The following is a 21,976-nucleotide window of genomic DNA, read 5'->3' as shown; positions in this document are numbered from 1 at the left end:
CTCCTCCCGATTCATTACGCGACTTCTCGAAATTCCTTCGTACGAGTTTCGGGGACCCCCGACATCCGGCTCCAGCGGCACCTCTGGCGAACCCGGGCATCGCCTTGGAGTTCCGGGAAAGGGTGGCTTCCCTGGGAGATTCGCGAGAGAATGGAGAAGTCGCGTGATGAGAGGCGCTCTCATGCGTCTCTTCCCGTGGAGGCGCACCTGCGCCCGGCGACAGATGGATGATTGTGCACGAAGAGAACACGACACACGACGAAGCGATCGGCGACGCCGACCTGATCCTCCGCACCCGTTCGGGCGACACGGAGGCGTTCGGTGAACTCTGGCGACGACACTACCCGTCGGGTCTCTCCGTGGCCCGCTCGGTCACCTCGTCGATCGACCCCGATGACCTCGTGCAGGAGTCGTACACGCGCATCTATCAGGCGATCATCAAAGGGGGCGGGCCGAACGGATCCTTCCGCGCCTACCTGTTTACGAGCATCCGCAACACGGCGGCAGGCTGGGGACGCGCCCGCCGCGAGACCGCGATCGATGAACTCGACACCGTCGCCGACCCCGACACCACCGATCAGGCTGCGAGCGAGGCACTCGACCGCAGCCTCACCGCGCAGGCTTTCCGCAGTCTCCCCTCCCGCTGGCAGGAGGTGCTCTGGTACACCGAGATCGAGCAGATGAAGCCGCAGGAGGTCGGCCCTCTCCTCGGGATGAAGGCCGGCGCCGTGTCGCAGTTGGCCTTCCGCGCCCGCGAGGGTCTGCGCGAAGCCTGGATCCAGGCGCATCTGCGCAGCGCCGAAGACGGCTCCGAGTGCCAGTGGACCATCGAGCACCTGGGCGCCTACTCACGTGGCAACCTCAGCACGCGCGACCACAAGCGGCTCGAGCTGCACCTCGATGAGTGCGCTCGATGCATGATCGTCGCGGCCGAGGCGAAAGATGTCTCCAAGCGTCTCGCCCTGGTGCTCCTGCCTCTCGTCCTCGGCGTCACCGGCGCCGCCGGCTACCTCGCCACGCTGCAAGGCGCCGGCACGCCGATCGTCGCGCTGGCGGCCATGCCGTCGAGCATTCCCGGAGCCGTCTTCGCCGGTGACCCCGGTGCTTCACACGCCGCGACGGGCCTCGCTGCGACCGGTGGTTCCGGTTCCGGTGGCGGGGCCGGCGGCTCGGCGGGAGGCACTGCCGGCTCGTCCGCCGGTGCCGGATCCGCGGGTGGTGTGTTCACCGGGATCGGCGCGCTCGTCGGTGTGGGATCGGCCGCTCTGGTGGTCGCCGGTGTCGTCGCTGCCGCCACGATCCTTCCCGGACTCGCCGGCGCCGACCCGGCGACCTCGCTTCCGAGCGCGGGGGACGAGGACCCGTCGTCGATCTCGGCGGACGTCGGACCGGACGAGAAGCTGAGCCTCGACGAGCCCGTCGTCATCGAGCCGCCGGTCACCGTACCGGAGCAGCCTCCTGCGCCGCCGGCCGTGGATCCGGTGCCGGGAGCAGATGAGGTGGGTCCGGCCGCCGCCGCGCCCCCCGCCACCCTCCCTCCCGTCACGCCCCCTCCGGTCACGGTGCCACCCGTGGACCCGGTCGACCCCGTGGACCCGGTCGACCCGGGTGTCCCCACGGAGGCTCCCGCCTGGGAGACCGCCACCATTTGGTTCAACGGCCTCCAGGTCCACTACAGCGTTCCGATCACCGGAATGGCCGGTCAAAGGGTCGAGGCCCTTCTCGACGACAGCACCGGCGGCGGTGACAGCATCCTGCTCGACGAGTCCGGCTTCGGCGTCATCGATCTCCGCCCGACTTTCTGGCAGTTCGTCGACGCGGACATCACAACCGTCACCTTCCGTTACGTCCTCGCGTCGGGCACCAGCCCCTCCACGGTCACCACACTGCTCGAGCTCGAGCCCAACCGTCCCGAGGGTCCGGAAGAGGAGGCTCCGATCGTGTCCGCCACCGCGACGCCGGACACCGCGAGCGATGTGTCGACCACCTCACCCGCGGCGTCCGAGCCGACGTCGGTGGCCGACCCTGTGACGGCTCCCGCACCTGCACCCGTCGACCCCGCACCCGTCGAGCCCGCGCCCGTCGAGGCCACGCCCGTCGAGGCCACGCCCGTCGAGGCCACGCCCGTCGTGGCCATGCCCGTCCCCGCAGACTCGACCGCAGCCGCACCTGCGCCTCTGGCCGAGGCCGCCGCTGCCCCGGCTGAGGACGCCCCCGCCGCCGAATAGACTGGATCCATGTCCTCGGATCCCGCTCCCGTTCCCGGTGTCGACCGCCCGGTCATCACCGCTCTCGACATCGTCCGCGCCGTCGTCCTCATCGTCGCCGTGGCCTCTCTCGCCCTCTGGGGCTTCGCGAGCTGGGACCTTCCCTGGAACGTCGTCATCGGCGTCGGGGCCCCCGTCGTCGTGATCCTGATCTGGGCGCTGTTCCTGTCGCCGCGTCCGGTCCTGCGCGTGCACCCTTTCCTCCGCGCCGCCGTCGAGTTGCTGATCTACGTCGGAGTCACCATCGCCTGGTGGTCGATGGGCCAGGCCCTCATCGGCACGGCCTTCGCCCTCGTCGCGGTGGTCGCCGGTGTGCTCAGCGGCCGACGCGCGCTGTCCTGAGACTTCTCTCGTGAGCACACCGTCGTGAGCACGCCATCATGAGCGCCCTCTCCCTCCTGCAGGAATCCCTCGGAACGCTCGTCGACACCGACGACGCCTCGCTCGAACAGGCCAGGGCCGACCGCTCCGGACATGCCGCAGTGGGCCGTCCACTCGCCGTCGTCCACGCGGAGCGGATCGAGCATGTGCAGCAGACAATGCGCATCGCCACCGCCACCCGCACTCCGGTCGTGATCCGCGGCGCCGGAACCGGGCTGGCGGGCGCCGCGAACGCAGGAACCGGCGAGATCGTGCTGTCGCTGCGCCGGATGACAGCGATCAACGAGATCCGTCCCGATGATCTGCTCGCCGTGGTCGAGCCCGGAATCCTGAACGCCGACCTCAACGCCGCACTCTCCGAGCACGGGCTGTGGTGGGCGCCCGACCCCGCCAGTCGCGACATCTCGACCGTCGGCGGCAACATCGCCACGGGCGCCGGCGGTCTGCTCTGCGCCAAGTACGGCGTCGTGCGCGACGCGGTACTCGGGGTCGACGTGGTGCTCGCGGACGGGCGGCTGGTGCACCTCGGACACCGCAGCGTCAAAGGCGTCACTGGACTGGATCTCACCGCACTGATGGTCGGCTCGGAAGGAACGCTCGGAGTCGTCGTCGGGGCCACCCTGAAGCTGCGCCGTCTCGTCCCCGGCGAGATCTGCACCGTCACAGCGACCTTCCCCGGCGTACGCACCGCGGCCGCCGCCTCCGCCGCCGTCACCGCTGCCGGCGTCCAGCCGGCGATCATGGAGCTGATGGATGCCGCGAGCCTCTCCGCCGTGCATGCTCTCCTCGCGCTCGCTGTTCCCCCGGAGGGCGCGGCCCAGCTGACCATCCAGACGGACGGCCCGGCGGCTGCCGCCGAAGCGGACACGATCGCCGCGATCCTGCGCGATCACGAGGGGGCGGTGATCGTCTCCCATGACCGCGACGAGGGCGAGCGCCTCCTCGCCGTCCGGCGGTCGATGCACGCAGCGATGGCATCGCTGGGCACGACGCTGATCGAAGACGTCTCGGTACCGCGCAGCGCCATGCCGGCGATGTTCGACGAGATCGCGCGCATCGAGCGCGAGTACCGCATCGTGATCCCGACGGTCGCCCATGCCGGCGACGGCAACCTGCACCCGAACTTCATCTTCGAGGGGACGGAGACGCCGCCGCACGTGTGGGCGGCAGCAGACGAGCTCTTCCGCGCCGCCATCCGTCTCGGCGGCACCCTGACAGGCGAGCACGGCATCGGAGTCCTGAAACGGCGCTGGCTCGCCGAGGAGTTGGGTGACGACCAATGGCAGCTCCAACGTCAGATCGCCGCCGTGTTCGATCCGCTCGGCATCCTCAACCCCGGAAAGGTGTTCGCCTCCGATGCCTGACATCCATGTGAGCGCGGCGGTGATCGTCGATGAGTCCGGACGCGTGCTGGTCGTCCGCAAGCAGGGCACGACCATGTTCATGCAGCCGGGCGGCAAGCCCGAGGCCGGCGAGTCCGCCGCGCAGACGCTGATCCGCGAGCTCGACGAGGAACTCGGACTGGTCCTCGACGAAGCCGACCTCGAGCCTCTCGGCACGTTCGTCTCCGCGGCAGCGAACGAACCGGGGCACCGGGTCGTCGCAGAGGCTTTCGCGACCTCCGTCGACCCCGGGGCGGTGAGTGTTCAGGCAGAGCTCGCCGAGCTGCGGTGGATCACCCCGGCCGACGTCGCCACGCTTCCGCTGGCGCCGCTGAGCGTCGAGCACCTGCTCCCGATCGCCTGGCCAGCGCCGGCGAGCTGAGCGCGCCGGCGCGGCGCTCGGGCAGGCCTCAGATGCCCTGCCAGGCGGGCTTGTTGGCGAACGTGTAGCGGTAGTAGTCGGCGAGTGCGAGGCGCGACGCCGCGGCTTCGTCGACCACGATCGTGGCGTGCGGGTGCAGCTGGATCGCGGAACCGGGCAGGAGAGCCGTGAGCGGTCCCTCGACCGCTCCGGCGACGGCCTCGGCCTTGCCCTCGCCGAAGGCGAGCAGCACGAGGTGACGCGCCCTCAGGATCGTTCCGAGCCCCTGGGTGATGCAGTGCATGGGAACGTCGTCGATCGAGTCGAAGAAGCGGGCGTTGTCTTCGCGCGTCTGCTCCGTGAGCGTCTTCACGCGAGTGCGGGACGCGAACGACGATCCGGGCTCGTTGAAGCCGATGTGTCCGTCCGTGCCGATGCCGAGGATCTGCAGGTCGACGCCCCCGGCGGCATCGATGGCCGCCTCGTAGTCATCGCCCGCGTGCTGGATCGTCGCCTGCGCACCGTTGGGGACATGGATGCGCTGCGGGTCGAGGCCGAGCGGCTCGACGACCTCACGGGTGATGACGGAGCGGTAGCTCTCCGGGTGCGCGGGGTCGATCCCGACGTACTCGTCGAGGGCGAAGCCGCGCACCTGCGAGACGTCGTGACCCGCGAGCTGCGTGCGCAGCGCCTGGTACACCGGCAGCGGTGTCGATCCGGTGGCGAGGCCGAGGACCGCATCCGCACGACGCGCGATCAGCTCCACGATCTCGGTGGCGACCAACGCACCGGCAGCCTCGGCATTCTCGACGATGACGACCTCAGCCATGGGGAACGATCTCCTTCTCGGTGATGGAAGCGCCGACGAGTGCGGCGCCGAATGCGGCGGCGGGAGAACCCGCGGGGAGCAGTTCGATTCTCTCATCCAGGCGGAGCGACCGCATGAACGGTGACGCCTCGGCGCCCGCGTGCAGGGCGGCGCGGATGCCGTTCTCGAGCCGGTCTCCGAGAGCGGTGAGTCCTCCCCCGATGACCACCGTCTCGACGTCGGCGGAGAGCACGAGAACCCGCACGGCGGCTGCGGCTCCGTGGTAGAGGTCGTCGCGAAGGGAGAGTGCCAGCGGATCGCCGGCGTCCGCCGCGTCGAAGATGTCCCGGATCGGCAGCGCCCCGGGGCGACCCCACGCCTTGGCCAGCGCGCCCCCACCGCAGAAGGTCTCGACGCAGCCGTGCTGTCCGCAGCCGCACAGTCGTCCACGCGGATCGACCGAGAGGTGACCGACCTCGCCGGCCGTTCCCCGCGCGCCGCGCCAGATGCGCCCGTCGATCACGATTCCGGCGGCGACGCCCGTTCCGAGGTTCAGGTAGGCCATGGACCCGGCGACTCCGCTCAGCACCGCGGCTCCGAGCGCCGCGGCCTTCACGTCGTTCTCCACCCGGAAGGGGACACCGAGTGCACGCTCGGCCGTGGCAGCGAGGTCCAGGGACTCCACCCCGAGGTTGACGGCGTGATCCACGCGGCCGGCCTCGGCGTCGACGAGTCCGGGGATCCCGATCCCCACGGATCCGACGTCGTCGAGGGTGAATCCGCTCTCGACGGCGAGGGCGGTGACCGCCGCGACGATGCTCTCGACGACGGCGTCGTCACCCCAGCCGGTCGGTCGGCGCAGTCTCCCCCGGATGTCTCCGGACGGATCGACGGCGACCGCGTCGATCTTCGTACCGCCGACGTCCAGGCCCACTCGAATGGGCCGACCGGAGCGGTCGGCACTGCCGGCACCCATCATCGGATGCTGCTCCCTGCCGTGACGGTGATGATGGCGTCGACGATCACGACACTCCCAGCTGTCCGGAGAGCACCATGACGGCGGCTCCTCGCAGGACGATGTCCTCCTGGTGCGTCAGCCGCACCACGACATCCTCGAAGACACCCTCGAGGGTCCGCGCGTGCAGCGTCTCGATGGCGGCGTCGATCAGGATGCCGTCGAGCAGCTCGGCCGGTCCGGAGAGCACGACCTCGGAGAGATCGAGCGCCGCGACGATCGGGGCGACCGCGATGGCCATCCGCGTTCCGGCATCACGGAGGATCTCGTCTCGCGCATCGGGGTCCGCAGCGATTGCCGCGCCGAGGCGGCTCACGCTGAGCCACGCTTCGAGACAGCCGTCCTTGCCGCACGCGCAGCGCGGTCCGCCGTCGGTTCCGACCACGACGTGACCGATCTCCCCTGCGGCGAAGCGGCTGCCGAGCAGAGGCTGGCTGCCGGTGATGAGACCGGCGCCGACGCCCTTGCCGATCTTGATCAGCATGAAGTCGGCCTTGGCGTCACCGAAGGTGTACTCCGCGAGCACCGCTGCGTTGGCGTCGTTTCGGGCGAGGACGGGAAGGTCGAGGTCGACGCCGAGCTTCGCCTCGAGCGGGAAGTTCGTCCAGCCGAGGTTGGGCGAGCTGAGGACGAGGCCATCGGGACGCACCACACCGGGCGTGCCGATTCCCACACCCAGCAGAGGCTGGGTCGATGCGGCGACGAGGGCGTCCGCCAGCTCACGCAGTGCCGCATAGGCCGCCTCGCCGTCGGGCGATGCGGGGCGGGCCACCTCGCGCCGCTCGAGCACATCTCCGTCGAGACTCAGCACCGCACCGGTGAAGGCGTCCGGTCCGGAGAGGTCGAGACCGACGATCTGATGCCCGAAGCGGTCGATGTCGATGAGGATCGGCGGCTTGCCGGGGCCGACGGCCTCACGGACGCCCATCTCGATCACGATGCCGTCGGCGATGAACTCTGCGACCAGGTCGGAGATGGTGACCCGGGTGAGTCCGGTCTCCCGGGAGAGGTCGGCACGACTCATCGCGCCGGCGTGGTAGAGCGTCTGCAGCACGAGGGCGCGGTTGTGCCCTCGTGCGTGCTCGGGCAGCACCTTGGATCGTGAGCGCAGGTGGCGCCCGGGGCCGAAGGCGTGCGCATTCGCACCGACGTACTCTGACGGCGATGCGGAACGCTGTTCATCCGAAACGGACATGTTTGTTAGTAGACCTTACGAACAAAATTTGCGCAACCTCTACCCGCGGACGCGCGAGCAGGGTTACCGAAACGTTACATTACTTTCGATCGTCTTCGGCGACCGTGTTCGAGCGCTCGAGGAGACGCTCCACCAGGCCCGCGACGATCTGCTCCCGCGCCTCGATCGTGAGCGGCTTCCCCGGCACGCCGGGACGGCGCTGAGCGGGTTGCGGACCGTCAAGGGGACGATACCGCACCCCGGCGGCGGCGAGCCGGCGCAGATGGGTCGGCAGGCGGCGTCCGAAGCCGGCATACGGTGCGGCGTCGCCTCCTTCCCAGAGTCTCTCGGCGATCGCCGAGAGACGCGGGAACACCGCGAAGTCGACGCGATCCGCTGTCGGCAGATGCTCGCTCCACACGTTCGCCTGTCCCCCCACTGCGCCATCCACGACGCGCAGCGTGTAGGCGCGCTCGATCGTGAGCGGCGGACCGACCCTGATCGGCTCCTCCTCGGACTCCGACTGCGGGTAGTCGAGATAGACCTCGAGGTCGGGGCACGCCACGACCTCGATACCGAGACGCAGCGCCTCGCGCATCGCCGCCGGGCCGCGCCAGGCGAGGATGCGCACCCCCTCGGGGACATCCCCTTCGAGAACCTCGTCCCAGGCAAGCGCGGTGCGCCCCCGGGAACGCACGTGCGCCACGAAGTGCGCGGTGAACCACGGCTGCACGTCATGCGGCGTGGCGAGGCCGAGCTCACGCATCCGCGCGCCGGCCGCTGCGCTCTGCGCCCACTCGGTGACCGGCACCTCGTCGCCGCCGATCCCGATCCACTCCGAATCGAAGGCATCGCACAGCGCATCGATCGCCGCACGTCCGAAGGCCAGAGCGGCATCCGTGGGCGCCAGGGTGCGCGGGTTCACCCCGAAGCGCTCCCAGGCGGAGGGCGCCGGCTCCCCGACGTCGAGGTTGCCGAGCTCGGGGTACGCGGCGAGGCCCGCCTGGATGTGCCCCGGCAGTTCCACCTCCGGCACGAGGGTCACGAATCGCTCGCGAGCGTAAGCGACCAGATCGTGCAGTTCCGCCGTCGTATAGAACCCCTCGTGCACACCGGGGACGACGGTCGACGACGGACCGTGTCCCAGCTGTGTCGCCTCCCGCCGCCCGCCCACCTCGGTGAGCCGGGGGAAGCCGGGCACCTCGAAACGCCAACCCTGGTCGTCGGTGAGGTGCAGATGCAGGACATTCAGGTGATGGTCGGCGAGAAGGTCGATGAACCGGCGGACCTCCTCGACGCTCCGGAAGTGCCGGGCGACGTCGAGCATGGCTCCGCGCCAGCTGTACGCGGGCGCCCCTTGCCAGACCCCCGCGGGGATCAGCGCCGTCGTGGCATCCGAGTCCCGGAGCTGTCGCAGTGTGGTCGCGCCCCGGAACACGCCCACGGGACTCGCGCCCCTGACCTCGATCCCGGACGCGCTCACGGTCACCCGGAAGGCCTCGTCGCCGATGCGGCCGGCGACGGCGGCATCCGCGCCGAGGGACTCGTCGATCACCAGACGGATCGGCGAGAGTTCGCCGTCGCCTCCCTCGCCGCCCAGGCGCGCCACGGATGCGCGGATATCAGAAGCGGTGAGATCAGAAGCGGTGATACCGGAAGCGGTGATACCGGAAGCGGTGCGGATCGGCGTCCGTTCCGTCCACAGGAATCCCGGGGCGGCCGGATCGATACGCGCATCGACGCGCGGCACCGTTGCACGGTGCGGCGGTGGCGGCATCCGCAGCGCGCGGCCGGGAGTGTGTCCGGTGACGTCACCGTCCGACACCACCGGTACGCCGTCGACCAGTACCTCGACGATGCCCTGCGGGGCGGCGAAAGGCGCCTCGAAGGTCGCTCCCGCCGCGATGGTCTCCGGATCGAACAGCACCAGATCCGCGGTCGCACCCTGCGTGACGATGCCACGGGGTGCATCGCCGCGATCGAGCCCCAGACGCCTGGCCGGAGTTCCGGAGAGGTGACGGACGGCTTCCTCCCAGGTGAGGATGCCGAGTTCGCGCACGTAGTGCCCGAGGTATCGCGGGAATGTGCCGCGCCCGCGCGGGTGCGGCCGGGCGCCGATCAGGATCCCGTCGCTTCCGCCCGCGTGCCGCGGATGCCGCATGATCGCGCGGACGTTCTCCTCGTCGCCGATGTGCATCAGGATCCCGGTGGCCCCGGCATCGTCGAGGATCGTGTCGAGCACCACATCGACGGCGCGGCGGCCGGTCGTGGTGGAGATCTCGGCGATGGTGCGTCCGACGAGATCGGCCAGGGCCGGATCGGCGGTGCCGGAGATCTGGATCTGCGTCCAATCGGCCTTCTCACCGTGGAAGCCGTCGCAGCCGACCTCCTCGAGCTCCACGCGCACGGCCTCTCGGCCGGCACTGTCGAGCCCGGCGATGGCACCGAGCAGATCGCCGGTGGCTGCGAGCCTGCTGGGCAGCAGTGCGGAGAGAGTGGTGGCGCCGGGAAGATAGGGATACGTGTCGAGCGTGACGTCCACGCCATCCGCGATCGCCTCGTCGACCAGAGTCAGCAGGTCACGCGCGCGCCCCCGGTTCGGAGCGAAGTTCATGGTGGCATGGGTCAGATGCACGGGGCATCCCGTGCGACGGCCGATGTCGAGCGCTTCGCGGTACGCCTCGAGCGCCCCTCCCCCGTAGCTGCGGGTGTGCGGCGCCCAGTAGCCGCCGCGTTCGGCGACGACGCGGCACAGCGCCTCGAGCTCGGCGGTGTCGGCGTACATCCCCGGCGTGTAGGTGAGTCCGCTCGACATCCCGAACGCTCCCGCATCCAGCGCTTCGCCCAGGAGGTCGGCCATAGCGGACACCTCGGCCGACGTCGCCGGACGGTTCTCATGACCGACGACCATCATCCGCAGGTTCCCCTGCGGTACGAGGACAGCGGCGTTCGCGACCGCTGCGGCGTCGATCGCCGCGAGCAGATCGTCCATCGTCCGCCATGGCACCTCGGCGGGCATGCCGTTCCATCCGGCGATCTGCGCGGGGATGACCGCGGCCGCCGCATCGTCGAGGGGCGCGTACCCGAGGCCGTCCTGACCGAGCACCTCGGTCGTGACGCCCTGGCGGATCTTCGCGTCGTGCGCCGCGCCGCTCAACACGGCGAGTTCGCTGTGCGCATGCATGTCGATGAATCCGGGGGCCAGCACGAGGCCGTCGGCTCCGACCTCCACAGCCCCGTCGGGAAGCGCGAGCACCGGCTCCGATGCCCCTTCGGGGATGATCGCCACCACCCTCTTTCCCTCCACGGCGACGTCGGCGACATACCTCGGCGCGCCCGTCCCGTCGATGACGGTGGCTCCGCGATAGACCCGGACCAGGCCGGCGGCCGCCTTCTCCGCGCTCAGAAGCATGTCGCCACCGCTCCGATCACCCGCGGGTCGGCGGCGTCCGGATCGTCGATCACCGCGACCACCCGCCATTTGTCGAACGCCGTGCAGGGATGTGAAAGTCCCAGCCGCACGACATCGCCGACGGCGACCCTCGCGTCATCCGCGAGGCTCAGGAACGCGTGCTGGTCGTTCAGCGCGGTGATCGCACCCGCGACGCTCTGGGGAACGGGCAGGTCGAGATCGAAGGGCACGTCTCGACGACCGGCGTCGAGCAGCGCGAGGCCGTCCTCGGGCTGCGACACCACGCGCGACCAGGCGTGCATCGCAGAACGCAGCGGTGCGGTCCCGGTGAGCGGCCCGAAGGGCGACATACGGGAGTAGAAGCCGTCGTCGTGGATCTGGAACGCGCCGGAGCGCAGCACGACATCCGCCTCGGCGCCCACCGTCCCGAGCACCGCCGCCGCCCGGTCGGGGAAGGAACTGCCGCCGGCGCTCAGCACAGGGCGCACGTCGTCCGGGTACTCCAGCCGCGTGTGCAGCTCGATGAGCGTCTCCAGGTAGGCGTCGACCGCGGCCACGGAGGTGTCGCCGCGGTCCGGCCCGAACGGCCCCTCGTATCCGGTGACGCCCGCGAGGCGCAGTCCCGGGGCGGCGGCGATGGCCTGCGCGATGCACTCCCCCTCCGCCACCGTGCGCGCGCCGGTTCGACCGTGCGCGCCGCCCAGCTCGACCAGCACGTCCAGCGGACGCGACGCATCGCGCATGCCGTTCGCGAGGATCATGACGCCGTCGAGGGAGTCGGCCCAGCACAGCACACGCAGCCCGTCGTCCGCACCGAGCAGGGATCCCAGTCGGCGCACCGCCGCGGGATCGGTGACGGCGTTCGCGATGAGCACGGTCGAGACGCCGGCATCCACGGCCACTTCGGCCTGCCAGGGCGTCGCGACCGAGATCCCCCACGCGCCCGCGTCGAGCAGCCGCTGCCACAGGGCCGGCGCCATGGTGGTCTTGCCGTGTGGAGCGAGCAGCACGCCACGGTCTTTCGCCCAGGTGAAGACGGTCTCCTCGTTGTGCGCGAGGGCACCCTCATGCACCGTCAGGACCGGGGTGACCAGATCGGAGAGGTGCAGGCCGGCCTCGGCCACCTCGGCGAGACGCAGTCCCGCAGCATGCGCCGGGAAGCCCTTCGTCCAGGCGCCGAGAACGGGATCCGGAATTTGTAGAGGCATCTAACAATGCTACTAGGCTTGACGGCATGACCGAGAAGATCCGCGTTTCCACCGATGCCGCCCCCGCCCCCGCCCACACGTTCTCGCAGGGGATCCGCAAAGGCCCGTTCGTGCAGGTGTCCGGTCAGGGCCCCGTCGACCCGACGACGAACGAGTACCTGTTCCCCGGCGACGTGGCCGCCCAGACCACCCGCACGCTCGAGAACGTGAAGGCGATCGTCGAAGCCTCCGGCGCGACGTTCGACGATGTCGTGATGCTGCGCGTCTACCTGACCAAGCGCGAGGACTTCCCGATCATGAACGACGCCTACGGGGAGTTCGTGACCGCGCACACCACGAACGGGGTGCTGCCCTCGCGCACCACCGTCTTCACCGGCCTGCCGCGCGAGGAGATGCTGGTCGAGATCGACGGCATCGCCATCGTCGACTGACCTGGCGAAGCGGGGAGGAACGCTATCACGGACCGTTGCCTCCCCGTTACCTCCCATCCCGTACCATTGGACGTCAGGACACGTTTGAGAACCGGGGGGTGAAGTTCGTGACCGATCTGATTTCTGCGCCGGGCGCAGCAGCCGAGGCGCGTGGAGATGACTCCGCGCCCACTGCAGTGCTCACTCCCACGGACGCTCCCACCGAGACCGTTCCACCGACCACAGGCGACCAGCCCCTGGCCTGGGCACCCATCGAGCCGTCTCCCAAGAAGCGCCGCCTCGGCCTCTGGATCGGACTGGGCCTGGGCGTCGTCGCACTCGGCGCCGGCGCCGCATCCATGATCCTCATCGCCCCAGGCACCACGGTCGCGGGAATTCCCGTCGGATGGATGACACCTGGTGCCGCAGCCGACGCCATCGACTCCCACCTGGCCGAGACCGAGATCACTCTCACGGGAGACGGAGACGGCACTGTCCTGACCGGCGCCGACCTCGGCGTCACCGTCGACGCGACCGCTCTCGCCGACAAGGCCTTCGCCGAGCACCCGCTGTGGAACCTCGGCGCGTGGATGGGCGAGCCCGTGCCGGCGGAGATCGCATTCGACGCCGAGAAGGCGACCACCGCACTGCGCGACGCGGTACCGACCAGCTTCGACGACCCCGTGGACGCGGGTGTCGTCTTCGATGCCGCGAGCGGCACCTTCGTCATCACCCCGGCCGAAACCGGAACCGGCATCGACCTCACCGCGCTCAACGCCGCCTTCACCGAGGCGGTCGGCGAAGGCCGTACCACGCTCGAGTACTCGGGCGACGCCGCCGAGGCCCTGCCCGCCGTCTCGGACGACGATGCCACCGCCACGGCCACGGCTCTCAACACCATGCTCCCCACCGTCGGGTTCTATGTCGGCGAGGAGCGCACCGTACCGGTGGATCCCGCCGTCGTCGCCACCTGGCTCACGGTCTCGGACGACGACGGTCAGCTGCGCATCGACGCCGATCCGCAGGCGATCCAGGCGACCGTCGACGGTCTTCCCGCTCTCGTCGACCGCGCGCCGGTCAATGCGACCAACATCGTCAACTCCGCCGGCACCGTGCTGCGCGCAGAGCAGGAGGGCGTCGCGGGGCGAGCGCTCGGAGACACCTCCGGCATCGCAGAGAAGTTCGCCGACCAGCTCGCCGCCGGCAACGGCGCCTTCGCGCTTTCGGTCACCGAGACGCCGTTCGAGACGGTGAGCCTGTTCCGCCGCATCGACATCAACCTGAGCTCGCAGCGCGCCGTTCTCTACGAGAACAACGTGGTCGTGAACTCGTGGGCCGTGTCGACCGGCCTTCCCGGAACGCTGACGCCCACCGGCAACTTCACGGTCTTCGCGCACACCCGCATCCAGGACATGGGCTGCTACGAAGGTGCCCCGTACTGCACCAAGGACGTGCCCTGGATCACCTGGTTCGCCCCGAACATCGGCTTCCACGGCACCTACTGGCACAACAACTTCGGCCAGCGGATGAGCCACGGTTGCGTCAACCTGCCGATCGACCTCGCCAAGTACGTCTACGACTGGTCCCCGAAGGGCCTCGAGGTCTCCGTCCACTACTGACGAGCGCTGTCCCTCTGCGCACGTGGAGGGACAGACGCGTCCCCCGCTGCCGACGACCGCATCGTCGCGCTCCGGCATCACGCGATCAGGTCGAGTCCGGAGACAGGACGCGCCACCCGCGCACCCGCGCGCCCGGCGCGGCATTCCGCGCGGACACGACGCGGGCTTCCGCGCGGGTACGCAGAAGGGGGCGGACGCCGCGGCGTCCGCCCCCTTCTGTCGACTTATGCGTCGACTGCTCAGCGTAGTGCGTCGACGATACCGTTCAGGGTCGCGGACGGACGCATGACCGCTTCGACCAACGCGTCGTCCGGACGGTAGTAGCCGCCGATCTCGACGGGCGCGCCCTGCACGGCGTTGAGCTCGGAGACGATGGCCTCCTCGTTCTGCGCGAGTGTCGCGGCGATCGGTGCGAACGCCGCAGCGAGGTCGGCGTCCTTCGTCTGCTTCGCCAGCTCCTGAGCCCAGTACAGACTCAGGTAGAAGTGGCTGCCGCGGTTGTCGATCGTGCCCAGAGCACGACCGGGCGAGCGGTCCTCCTCGAGGAACGTCCCGGTCGCGGCGTCCAGCGTCTCGGCGAGCACTCGGGCCTTCTCGTTACCGGTGCGGTCGGCGAAGTGCTCGAGCGAGGCAGCCAGCGCGAAGAACTCACCGAGCGAGTCCCAACGCAGGTAGTTCTGCTCGACGAGCTGCTGCACGTGCTTGGGCGCCGAGCCTCCGGCACCGGTCTCGAACAGGCCGCCGCCGGCGAGCAGCGGCACGATCGAGAGCATCTTGGCGCTCGTGCCGACCTCGAGGATCGGGAACAGGTCGGTCAGGTAGTCGCGCAGCACGTTGCCGGTGACCGAGATCGTGTCGAGCCCGTGACGCATGCGAGCGAGCGTGTAACGCGTGGCCTCCTCCGGCGCGAGGATGGTGATCGTGAGGCCCTTGGTGTCGAGGGTCGCGAGACCCTGGTGCACCTTGGCGATGATCTGCGCGTCGTGCGAACGGTTCGCGTCGAGCCAGAAGACGGCGGGGTCGCCGGTCGCACGGGCACGGGTCACCGCGAGTTTGACCCAGTCCATCACCGGGATGTGCTTGGTCTGCGTCGCGCGCCAGATGTCGCCCTTGCCGACCGTGTGCTCGATGAGCACGGTGCCCTCGCTGTCGAGCACCTGGACGATGCCGTCTGCCGCGATCTCGAACGTCTTGTCGTGGCTGCCGTATTCCTCAGCCGCCTGCGCCATCAGCCCGACGTTGGGAACCGTGCCGATCGTGGCCGGGTCGAGCGGACCGTTCGCGATCACGTCGTCGATCACAGCCTGATAGACGCTCGCGTACGAGGAGTCGGGGATCACGGCGAGCGTGTCGGTTTCTTCGCCCTCCTTGCCCCAGAGCTTGCCGCCGTTGCGCACCAGTGCCGGCATCGACGCATCGACGATCACATCGCTCGGCACGTGCAGGTTCGTGATGCCCTTGTCGGAGTTCACGTACGACAGACGCGGGCCCTCGGCGATGGCCTTGTCGAAGGCCGCGGCGATCTCGGCGCCGTCAGCCACGTTCGCGAGACCCGAGAGGATCGAGCCGAGCCCGTCGTTCGCGCTGAGGCCCGCAGCGGCCAGCTTGTCTCCGTACTGCGCGAACACGTCTGCGAAGAACGCCTTCACGACGTGACCGAAGATGATCGGGTCGCTGACCTTCATCATGGTCGCCTTGAGGTGCACCGAGTACAGCACGTCGTCGGCCTTGGCCTCTTCGAGCGTCTGGGCGAGGAACGCGTCGAGCTCCTTGGCGGAGAGGAACGTCGCGTCGATGATCTCGCGCGGGAGGACCTTGAGCCCCTCCTTCAGGACCGTGACCGTTCCGTCCTCCGCCGTGTGGCGGAAGCTCAGCACGTCGTCGTGTGCGGCGACCCAGGAGCGCTCGTTGTGCTTGAAGTCGTCGTGACCGAGAGTCGCGACGCGCGTCTTGGAGCCCGAGGCGAAGGGCTTGTTGCGGTGCGGGTGCTTCCTCGCGTAGTTCTTCACTGCCAATGGGGCACGTCGGTCGCTGTTGCCCTCACGCAGCACCGGGTTCACGGCGGAGCCCTTGATGCGGTCGTAACGAGCGCGGACGTCCTTCTCCTCGAGCGAGGACGGCTCGTCCGGGAAGTCGGGGATGTCGTAGCTCTGCTTCTGAAGCTCGGCGATGGCCCCCTTCAGCTGCGGAATCGACGCCGAGATGTTCGGCAGCTTGATGATGTTCGCCTCCGGGAGCGTGGCGAGACCGCCGAGCTCGGCGAGCGAATCGCCCACCTGCTGCTCCGGGGTGAGCTTCTGCGGGAAGGCGGCGAGGATGCGGCCTGCCAGCGAGATGTCGCGCGTCTCCACCTCGATACCGGCCTGGCCGGTGAATGCCTGGATGATCGGGAGGAACGAGGCGGTGGCGAGCGCCGGTGCCTCGTCTGTGTACGTGTAGATGATGGCGTCGTCGGTCACCGGGAGGTACTCCGTTCGCGGGGAAATTGTCTCGATACCAAGATACCTGAGCCGGTCTGGCCCTGCGGCCTCGGCCCACGACCGGTGGCCACCCCATATCGACGAACGGCCAGAGCGCAGCGAAATGTTGTCCGGAAAGGTGTCGCGCCTGCCGGGAGGGGTTAGCCTGGGTCCATGTCCGAACTGCGCATGGTCGAACTCTCCGCTGCGACGATCGTCGCCGTGAACAACCTGTCGCTCAAGCCCGGGCAGGAGCAGTTCCTCGCTCCGGTCTCGTACGGGATCGCAGCGACCGTCATCAACCCGCAGACCTCCTGGCAGCGGGTGATCCTGGACCGCAACGAGGTCGTGGGCTTCGTCAGCGCCAACTTCGACGCGGAGGCACCGGAAGAGCACTTCCGTTCAGTGCTGTGGCGCATCAACGTCGATGCCGACGACCAGGGCCGCGGTGTCGGCCGGTACGCCGTCGAGGCGCTCGTCGATGAGGCCCGCGCGCGCGGCGTCGACCACGTCAACGTGATCTACGAGGCGGGCGAAGGCGGTCCGGAGACCTTCTTCCACCGCGTCGGCTTCACCCCCGTGGGCGAGACCGCCTACGGCGAGGTCATCGCCGAGATCCGGGTCACGACCTAAGCCGGGCGGCGGGGTCTCGAATCCCCTCCCCCATCGAGACCTCGTCGCCCTTTCACGGGGTTCCGGGGGAGCGCTCTCACGACCTCCTCACGTGACGCACTGTCGTGGCGTCCCCCTCGTGACTCAGGGGCGTTCGTCCGGCTTGCCACCGCCGGGCTTGCGCCGATTCGTCCACGACGTGAGGGCGGCCGCAGCCGCACCGGCCGCTCGGTCGAGGGCTTCCGCGGAGCGGCTGAGCATGTCCTGCGCAGCGTCCTGCCACGCTGCCGTGGTCGGCGCCTCCCCCGCCTGCACCTTCGCGGCGTGCTCGGCCGCTTCGAACGCGCGCTCGAGCTCGGCGACGGCATCGCGATAGGCGGCGAACTCCGCCGGGGTGATGCGCCCGGCCGCCGCGCGGCGCATGTCCGTCGCGTGGCCGGCAGCACGGAAGTAGGCCGCCGTCTCGGGACTCTTGACGTCGGTCATCGCCGGATAGGAGATCTGCAGTGCCGGATCGGTCTCGTACCGCATCCACCGCGCCGTCACAGCATCGTGAGCGGCGTGCAACCGCTCCAAGGGGCGGGGCTCCGATGCCGAGGGCACCGCGGCCCGCGCCGCATTGAGACGCACCTGACGCGCGCGGACATCGGCCGAGGCGGCCTTCGCATCACGCTCCCGCTCCTTCAGCATCCGTCGCGCACCGGCCACCTGTTCGGCCGTCGCCCGCTGCGCCGCCCGCTCAGCGGTGACGCGAGCCAGGTCGGCGCGTGCGATCTTCCAGGCGGTGCGCCTCTCGGCCGCGGCCAGTTGCGCCTCCCTGAGATCATGACGCGCAGCATCGACTGCGAGGCGGCGTCCGCTCACCGTGCTGTTGCGACGACGCATTCCCATCACCCCCACCGTCCCCGCGGCGACCGCACTCGGCGCGATCCACCACCACTCGGCAACGAGCAGCAACGGGTCCATACCTCGATGCTACCCACGCACCGCGCTCGATGCGCGCCCCCGGACGTTCGCCCGAGGTCTCGACTGCTGCGGCCGCGATCGCCTCGCCGGGACGATGAGGCGGGCGTGGTCGCAGCAGTCGAGAGGGCGATCAGACGAGCGTCTCCTGCCACGCCGCGTGCAGCTGGGCGAACTTGCCTGTTCCGCCGATGAGCGCGGCAGGGGTGTCATCCTCGATGATGCGTCCGTGCTCCATCACGAGAACCCGGTCGGCGATCGCGACCGTCGACAGGCGGTGCGCGATGATGATCGCCGTGCGGTCCTTGAGAAGGGTCTGCAGGGCATCCTGGATCAGTCGCTCCGACGGGATGTCCAGCGACGCCGTGGCCTCGTCCAGGATCAGCACCGCCGGGTCGGCGAGGAAGGCCCGGGCGAACGAGATGAGCTGACGCTGACCGGCCGAGACCCGACCGCCGCGCTTGTTCACATCGGTGCCGTAGCCGTCGGGGAGCGACGAGATGAACCCGTCGGCGCCCACGGCCCGCGCCGCCGCCTTGATCTCGTCGAGCGTCGCCTCCGGCTTGCCGAGGGCGATGTTGTCGGCGACGGTCCCGCTGAACAGGTAGGCCTCCTGCGTGACCATGACGATCGCGCGGCGGAGGTCCTTCGGGTGCAGCGAGCGCAGGTCGACGCCGTCGAGGGTGACCCGCCCATCGGAGGGGTCGTAGAACCGGGAGATGAGCTTGGCGAGTGTCGACTTGCCCGCGCCGGTCGTGCCCACCAGAGCGATCGTCTGCCCGGCCGGGATGTCGAGGGAGAAGTTCGGGAGGATCGTCTTCTCTCCGTTGTAGCCGAACGTCACCTCGTCGAACTCCACGTGCCCGCGGGCTTCCCAGAGGTCGATCGGCTTCTCGGGATCCGGAACCGTCGGCACCTCCTCGAGCACGCCCGACACCTTCTCCAGCGCGGCCGTGGCTGACTGGTAGGAGTTCAGGAACATCGCGATCTCCTGCATCGGGGCGAAGAAGTTGCGCACATACAGCACCGCCGACAGCAGCACGCCGACGGTCAGCGCCCCCTCTGAGACGCGGATACCACCCCACAGCACGACGATTCCGAGCACGAGGGCCGCGACACCCATGAGCCCGGGCTCGAACGTGCCGAACAGCAGCATCGAGCGACGGTTGACGTCGCGATAGTCACCGGCGATCTCCTGGAACGCCTTGTCATTGCGCGGCTCCTTGCGGAAGGCCTTCACGGCCCGGATGCCGGTCATCGTCTCGACGAACTGCACGATCACCTTCGCGCTGATCACCCGCGACTCGCGGTAGACCAACTGCGAGCGCGAGTAGAACCACTTCATCAGGAAGAACAGCGGCACGCCGCCGATCGCCAGGATGAGACCCGACTGCCAGTCCCAGAAGCACAGCGCGATGAAGGTGAAGAGCCCGAAGAGCACGCCGGAGACGAGCTCGTTCAGACCGCCGTCGAGGAGCTCCTTGATCGAGTCGAGGTCACTCGTCTGGCGCGAGATGATGCGCCCGGACGTGTACGACTCGTGGAACTCCAGGCTCAGGCGCTGGGTGTGCAGGAAGATGCGTTTGCGCAGATCGAGCAGCACCGCCTGGGTGAGCTTGGCCGCGATGATCACGTACCACGCGATCAGCACGGCGGCGAGCGCACCCGCCAGCAGATAGATGCCGCCGATCATGAACGTCGGCATCCAGTCGGCCCGATCGATGGCCGCGGGCAGCGCGCGATCGAGGCCGATGCTGATGAGGATAGGGCCGGCGACCTGGAGGGCGGTCGACACGATCAGCACCGCGGCGGCGAGGACGATCCTCGGCTTCAACGGGCTGACCAGGGATCCGAGGAGTCGGAGGGATCGACGACGGATCTCCCGGCTCTCTTCGCGGGTGTACTCGGAACGATCCTCGTTCTGGGTTCCGGTGACGGCGGAGCTCATCGCTGCACCTCCTTCTCGGTGATCGGGTCTTCGTCGGCAGCCTGCATCCCGAGGCCCTCGCGGACCTCTTCGTCGATCTCGGCCTGCTCATCGCGGATCACGGGGATCGCGCCGGTGCGCGCCGCTTCCTCGGCCTCCAGGCTCGAGATGACGTGGCGGTAGTGCCGGCTCGACTTGAGCAGCTCGGAGTGCGTCCCCACCGCCGTCACACGACCCGCCTCGAGCAGGGCCACGCGGTCGGCGAGGGCGACGGTCGAGGGCCGGTGCGCCACGATCATGGCCGTGGTGTCGGCGAGCACGTGTCGCAGGGCCTCCTCCACGAGGGCCTCGGTGTCGACATCGAGAGCCGACAGCGGGTCGTCGAGCACGAGCACCTTCGGCTTCGCCGCGACCGCACGGGCGAGGGCGAGCCGCTGACGCTGGCCGCCGGAGAGGCTGAGCCCCTCTTCACCGATCACCGTCTCGACGCCGTCGGGCAGCGCGTCGACGAACGACGCCTGGGCGACGTCGAGGGCCTCGCGGAGCACGCGCTCGCCTTCGTCGCTGTGCACATCGAGTTCGGCACGTCCGAGCAGCACGTTCTCACGGACCGTCGCCGAGAACAGTGTCGCGTCCTCGAACGCCATGGCGATGTGCTGACGGAGCTCGGCGAGAGGGAGATCCCGCACATCGACACCGTCGAGCGTCACCTTGCCGCCCGTCACGTCGTACAGACGCGTGGGCAGCGTGGTGAGAGTGGTCTTGCCGCTGCCGGTCAGGCCCACCAGCGCCATGGTCTCACCCGGGCGCAGCACCAGGTCGATACCGTCGAGCAGATCCCGCTCGTGGGCACCGGCGTCCTGATAGCGGAAGTGCGCGTTCTGGAACGCGAGCTCCCCACGCGGGTTCTCGATGTGCACCGGGTTCTCCGGGTCGGTGATGGTGTTGGTCTCCGAGAAGATGTCGAACACGCGGTCGGTCGCCGTGCGCGCATCCAGCATGAACGAGAACAGGAAGCCGATCGACTCGATGGGCCACCGCAGCACGACCGCCATCGCGAAGAAGGCGAACAGCTGTGCCTCGTCGATCTGCCCCACGGAGATCAGCCAGATGCCGGACATCAGGCTGAGACCGAAGGCGATCTGCGGCATGAGGTCGAGCCAGAACCAGATCGACGCGATCGCGCCGGCCTTGCTCATCTCGGTCTCGCGCAGCGTCTCGGCCTGGCGGCTGAAGCGGCTGAGAGCGTGCTTGCCACGACCGAACGCCTTGAGCACGCGGATGCCGTGCACGCTCTCCTCGACACTCGTGGCGAGGTCGCCGGCCTGGTCCTGGCTGCGACGGGTGAGCGCGCCGTAGCGCTTCTCGAACAGGTAACCGCGGATCCACAGCGGGATCGCGGTCACCAGGAAGATCGTGCCCAGCAGCCAGTGCCAGCGGAACAGCAGCACGGAGCCGATGATGATCGTGAGGATGTTGACGACCAGCAGCACGAGCCCGAACGCGAGCCAGCGGCGGATGAGGCCGATGTCCTGCATCATGCGGCTGAGCAACTGTCCGGAGCCCCACCGGTCGTGGAACGACACCGGAAGGGTCTGCAGGCGCGAGTAGAGCTCGGTGCGCATCTTGTACTCGACCTCGGTCGACGGGTTGAGCACGAACTGGCGTCGCAGCCACACCATCAGGGCCTCGCCGAGGGCGAGAGCGAAGACGGCGACGGCACCCCAGACGATGGCGCTGATCTCACCGGAGCGAACGGGTCCGCTGATGATCTGCTCGAGCACGATCGGGATCATCAAGGCGATGACGGCGGCGATGAGCGCGCTGGCGGCACCGCCGGCGAGCCGCCAGATGACGGGCTTCACGAAGGGCTTCAGGCGCCACAGTGCGGCCGGAGTGGAAAGGGTCGATGAAGGCGAGGGATTCTGCACGGAAGGCGAGGAAGACATGTCTCTCAGACGAGTTTCGTATGGAAAGC

Annotated in this window: 16 protein-coding genes; 7 read left to right on the top strand and 9 right to left on the bottom strand. The window is 69.2% G+C overall.

Annotated features, from left to right (window positions below; all coding sequences use genetic code 11):
* The first annotated feature begins 227 nt into the window (after positions 1-227).
* From DW307_RS09220 to DW307_RS09205, 4 genes are read left to right on the top strand one after another with little or no spacing between them, the layout of a single operon-like run.
* On the top strand, positions 228-2,228 hold the full coding sequence (locus tag DW307_RS09220) for a sigma-70 family RNA polymerase sigma factor (protein ID WP_136024562.1): 2,001 nt from the start codon (positions 228-230) through the stop codon (positions 2,226-2,228).
* Between the two features lie 9 nt (positions 2,229-2,237).
* On the top strand, positions 2,238-2,609 hold the full coding sequence (locus tag DW307_RS09215; RefSeq protein WP_021198839.1) for a YrdB family protein: 372 nt from the start codon (positions 2,238-2,240) through the stop codon (positions 2,607-2,609).
* 38 nt (positions 2,610-2,647) lie between these two features.
* Positions 2,648-4,012, top strand: a complete 1,365-nt coding sequence (locus DW307_RS09210) for an FAD-binding oxidoreductase (protein WP_136024561.1) — start codon at positions 2,648-2,650, stop codon at positions 4,010-4,012.
* The gene (locus tag DW307_RS09205; RefSeq protein WP_021198841.1) at positions 4,005-4,412 is read left to right on the top strand and encodes an NUDIX hydrolase; all 408 of its coding nucleotides are present in this window, start codon (positions 4,005-4,007) and stop codon (positions 4,410-4,412) included. Before DW307_RS09210 ends, DW307_RS09205 begins: the two co-directional genes overlap by 8 nt.
* A gap of 28 nt (positions 4,413-4,440) precedes the next feature.
* Here DW307_RS09205 and nagB read toward each other — a convergent pair whose 3' ends face one another.
* From nagB to DW307_RS09180, 5 genes are all read right to left on the bottom strand, one after another.
* Positions 4,441-5,220, bottom strand: coding sequence for a glucosamine-6-phosphate deaminase (gene nagB / locus DW307_RS09200; protein WP_021198842.1), 780 nt, complete (start codon positions 5,218-5,220; stop codon positions 4,441-4,443).
* Positions 5,213-6,178 carry an ROK family protein gene (locus DW307_RS09195; protein WP_205810446.1) on the bottom strand — a complete coding sequence of 322 codons (966 nt, stop codon included), beginning with the start codon at positions 6,176-6,178 and terminating at the stop codon, positions 5,213-5,215. Before DW307_RS09195 ends, nagB begins: the two co-directional genes overlap by 8 nt.
* A 43-nt stretch (positions 6,179-6,221) precedes the next feature.
* Positions 6,222-7,409, bottom strand: coding sequence for an ROK family transcriptional regulator (locus DW307_RS09190; protein ID WP_021198844.1), 1,188 nt, complete (start codon positions 7,407-7,409; stop codon positions 6,222-6,224).
* Between the two features lie 79 nt (positions 7,410-7,488).
* Entirely contained in the window at positions 7,489-10,800 is a 3,312-nt protein-coding gene (locus DW307_RS09185; RefSeq protein ID WP_136024560.1) for a family 20 glycosylhydrolase, read from the bottom strand.
* Complete coding sequence (locus DW307_RS09180) at positions 10,791-12,008, bottom strand: alanine racemase (RefSeq protein ID WP_231479893.1); 1,218 nt, start codon at positions 12,006-12,008, stop codon at positions 10,791-10,793. Before DW307_RS09180 ends, DW307_RS09185 begins: the two co-directional genes overlap by 10 nt.
* 26 nt (positions 12,009-12,034) lie before the next feature.
* Between DW307_RS09180 and DW307_RS09175 the strand changes: the two genes are divergently transcribed.
* Together DW307_RS09175 and DW307_RS09170 are read left to right on the top strand one after the other, a co-directional pair.
* Positions 12,035-12,439 (top strand): RidA family protein, encoded by a 405-nt coding sequence (locus DW307_RS09175; protein WP_021198847.1) that lies wholly within the window; start codon positions 12,035-12,037, stop codon positions 12,437-12,439.
* A 98-nt stretch (positions 12,440-12,537) separates the two neighbouring features.
* On the top strand, positions 12,538-14,037 hold the full coding sequence (locus DW307_RS09170; RefSeq protein ID WP_021198848.1) for a L,D-transpeptidase family protein: 1,500 nt from the start codon (positions 12,538-12,540) through the stop codon (positions 14,035-14,037).
* A 239-nt stretch (positions 14,038-14,276) separates the two neighbouring features.
* Here the strand turns inward: DW307_RS09170 and DW307_RS09165 are convergent, their stop codons facing one another.
* A complete protein-coding gene (locus tag DW307_RS09165; RefSeq protein ID WP_136024559.1) occupies positions 14,277-16,496 on the bottom strand; it encodes an NADP-dependent isocitrate dehydrogenase in 2,220 nt (739 codons plus the stop codon).
* Positions 16,497-16,670: 174 nt separating this feature from the next.
* On the opposite strand from DW307_RS09165, the gene DW307_RS09160 reads away from it, so the two are divergent.
* Complete coding sequence (locus DW307_RS09160; RefSeq protein WP_021198850.1) at positions 16,671-17,129, top strand: GNAT family N-acetyltransferase; 459 nt, start codon at positions 16,671-16,673, stop codon at positions 17,127-17,129.
* Between the two features lie 123 nt (positions 17,130-17,252).
* Here DW307_RS09160 and DW307_RS09155 read toward each other — a convergent pair whose 3' ends face one another.
* The 3 genes from DW307_RS09155 to DW307_RS09145 all read right to left on the bottom strand — a co-directional run bounded on the left by DW307_RS09155 (position 17,253) and on the right by DW307_RS09145 (position 21,947).
* On the bottom strand, positions 17,253-18,074 hold the full coding sequence (locus tag DW307_RS09155; RefSeq protein WP_051668037.1) for a hypothetical protein: 822 nt from the start codon (positions 18,072-18,074) through the stop codon (positions 17,253-17,255).
* A gap of 130 nt (positions 18,075-18,204) precedes the next feature.
* Positions 18,205-20,019 (bottom strand): ABC transporter ATP-binding protein, encoded by a 1,815-nt coding sequence (locus DW307_RS09150; RefSeq protein WP_021198851.1) that lies wholly within the window; start codon positions 20,017-20,019, stop codon positions 18,205-18,207.
* The gene (locus DW307_RS09145; RefSeq protein ID WP_031206834.1) at positions 20,016-21,947 is read right to left on the bottom strand and encodes an ABC transporter ATP-binding protein; all 1,932 of its coding nucleotides are present in this window, start codon (positions 21,945-21,947) and stop codon (positions 20,016-20,018) included. Before DW307_RS09145 ends, DW307_RS09150 begins: the two co-directional genes overlap by 4 nt.
* Positions 21,948-21,976: the final 29 nt, after the last annotated feature.

The organism is Microbacterium sp. K27 (assembly GCF_004794435.1).
Taxonomy (GTDB): Bacteria; Actinomycetota; Actinomycetes; order Actinomycetales; family Microbacteriaceae; genus Microbacterium; species Microbacterium maritypicum_A.
Note: the sequence above shows the minus strand (reverse complement) of the source record. Positions and strands in the feature narration are given on the sequence as shown.

Excerpts from the sequence above, each read along its gene's own strand:
- DW307_RS09220 (WP_136024562.1), top strand. The coding sequence starts at position 228 with ATGATTGTGCACGAAGAGAACACGACACACGACGAAGCGATCGGCGAC.
- DW307_RS09215 (WP_021198839.1), top strand. The coding sequence starts at position 2,238 with ATGTCCTCGGATCCCGCTCCCGTTCCCGGTGTCGACCGCCCGGTCATC.
- DW307_RS09210 (WP_136024561.1), top strand. The coding sequence starts at position 2,648 with ATGAGCGCCCTCTCCCTCCTGCAGGAATCCCTCGGAACGCTCGTCGAC.
- DW307_RS09205 (WP_021198841.1), top strand. The coding sequence starts at position 4,005 with ATGCCTGACATCCATGTGAGCGCGGCGGTGATCGTCGATGAGTCCGGA.
- nagB (WP_021198842.1), bottom strand. The coding sequence starts at position 5,220 with ATGGCTGAGGTCGTCATCGTCGAGAATGCCGAGGCTGCCGGTGCGTTG.
- DW307_RS09195 (WP_205810446.1), bottom strand. The coding sequence starts at position 6,178 with ATGATGGGTGCCGGCAGTGCCGACCGCTCCGGTCGGCCCATTCGAGTG.
- DW307_RS09190 (WP_021198844.1), bottom strand. The coding sequence starts at position 7,409 with ATGTCCGTTTCGGATGAACAGCGTTCCGCATCGCCGTCAGAGTACGTC.
- DW307_RS09185 (WP_136024560.1), bottom strand. The coding sequence starts at position 10,800 with ATGCTTCTGAGCGCGGAGAAGGCGGCCGCCGGCCTGGTCCGGGTCTAT.
- DW307_RS09180 (WP_231479893.1), bottom strand. The coding sequence starts at position 12,008 with ATGCCTCTACAAATTCCGGATCCCGTTCTCGGCGCCTGGACGAAGGGC.
- DW307_RS09175 (WP_021198847.1), top strand. The coding sequence starts at position 12,035 with ATGACCGAGAAGATCCGCGTTTCCACCGATGCCGCCCCCGCCCCCGCC.
- DW307_RS09160 (WP_021198850.1), top strand. The coding sequence starts at position 16,671 with ATGTCCGAACTGCGCATGGTCGAACTCTCCGCTGCGACGATCGTCGCC.
- DW307_RS09155 (WP_051668037.1), bottom strand. The coding sequence starts at position 18,074 with ATGGACCCGTTGCTGCTCGTTGCCGAGTGGTGGTGGATCGCGCCGAGT.
- DW307_RS09150 (WP_021198851.1), bottom strand. The coding sequence starts at position 20,019 with ATGAGCTCCGCCGTCACCGGAACCCAGAACGAGGATCGTTCCGAGTAC.
- DW307_RS09145 (WP_031206834.1), bottom strand. The coding sequence starts at position 21,947 with ATGTCTTCCTCGCCTTCCGTGCAGAATCCCTCGCCTTCATCGACCCTT.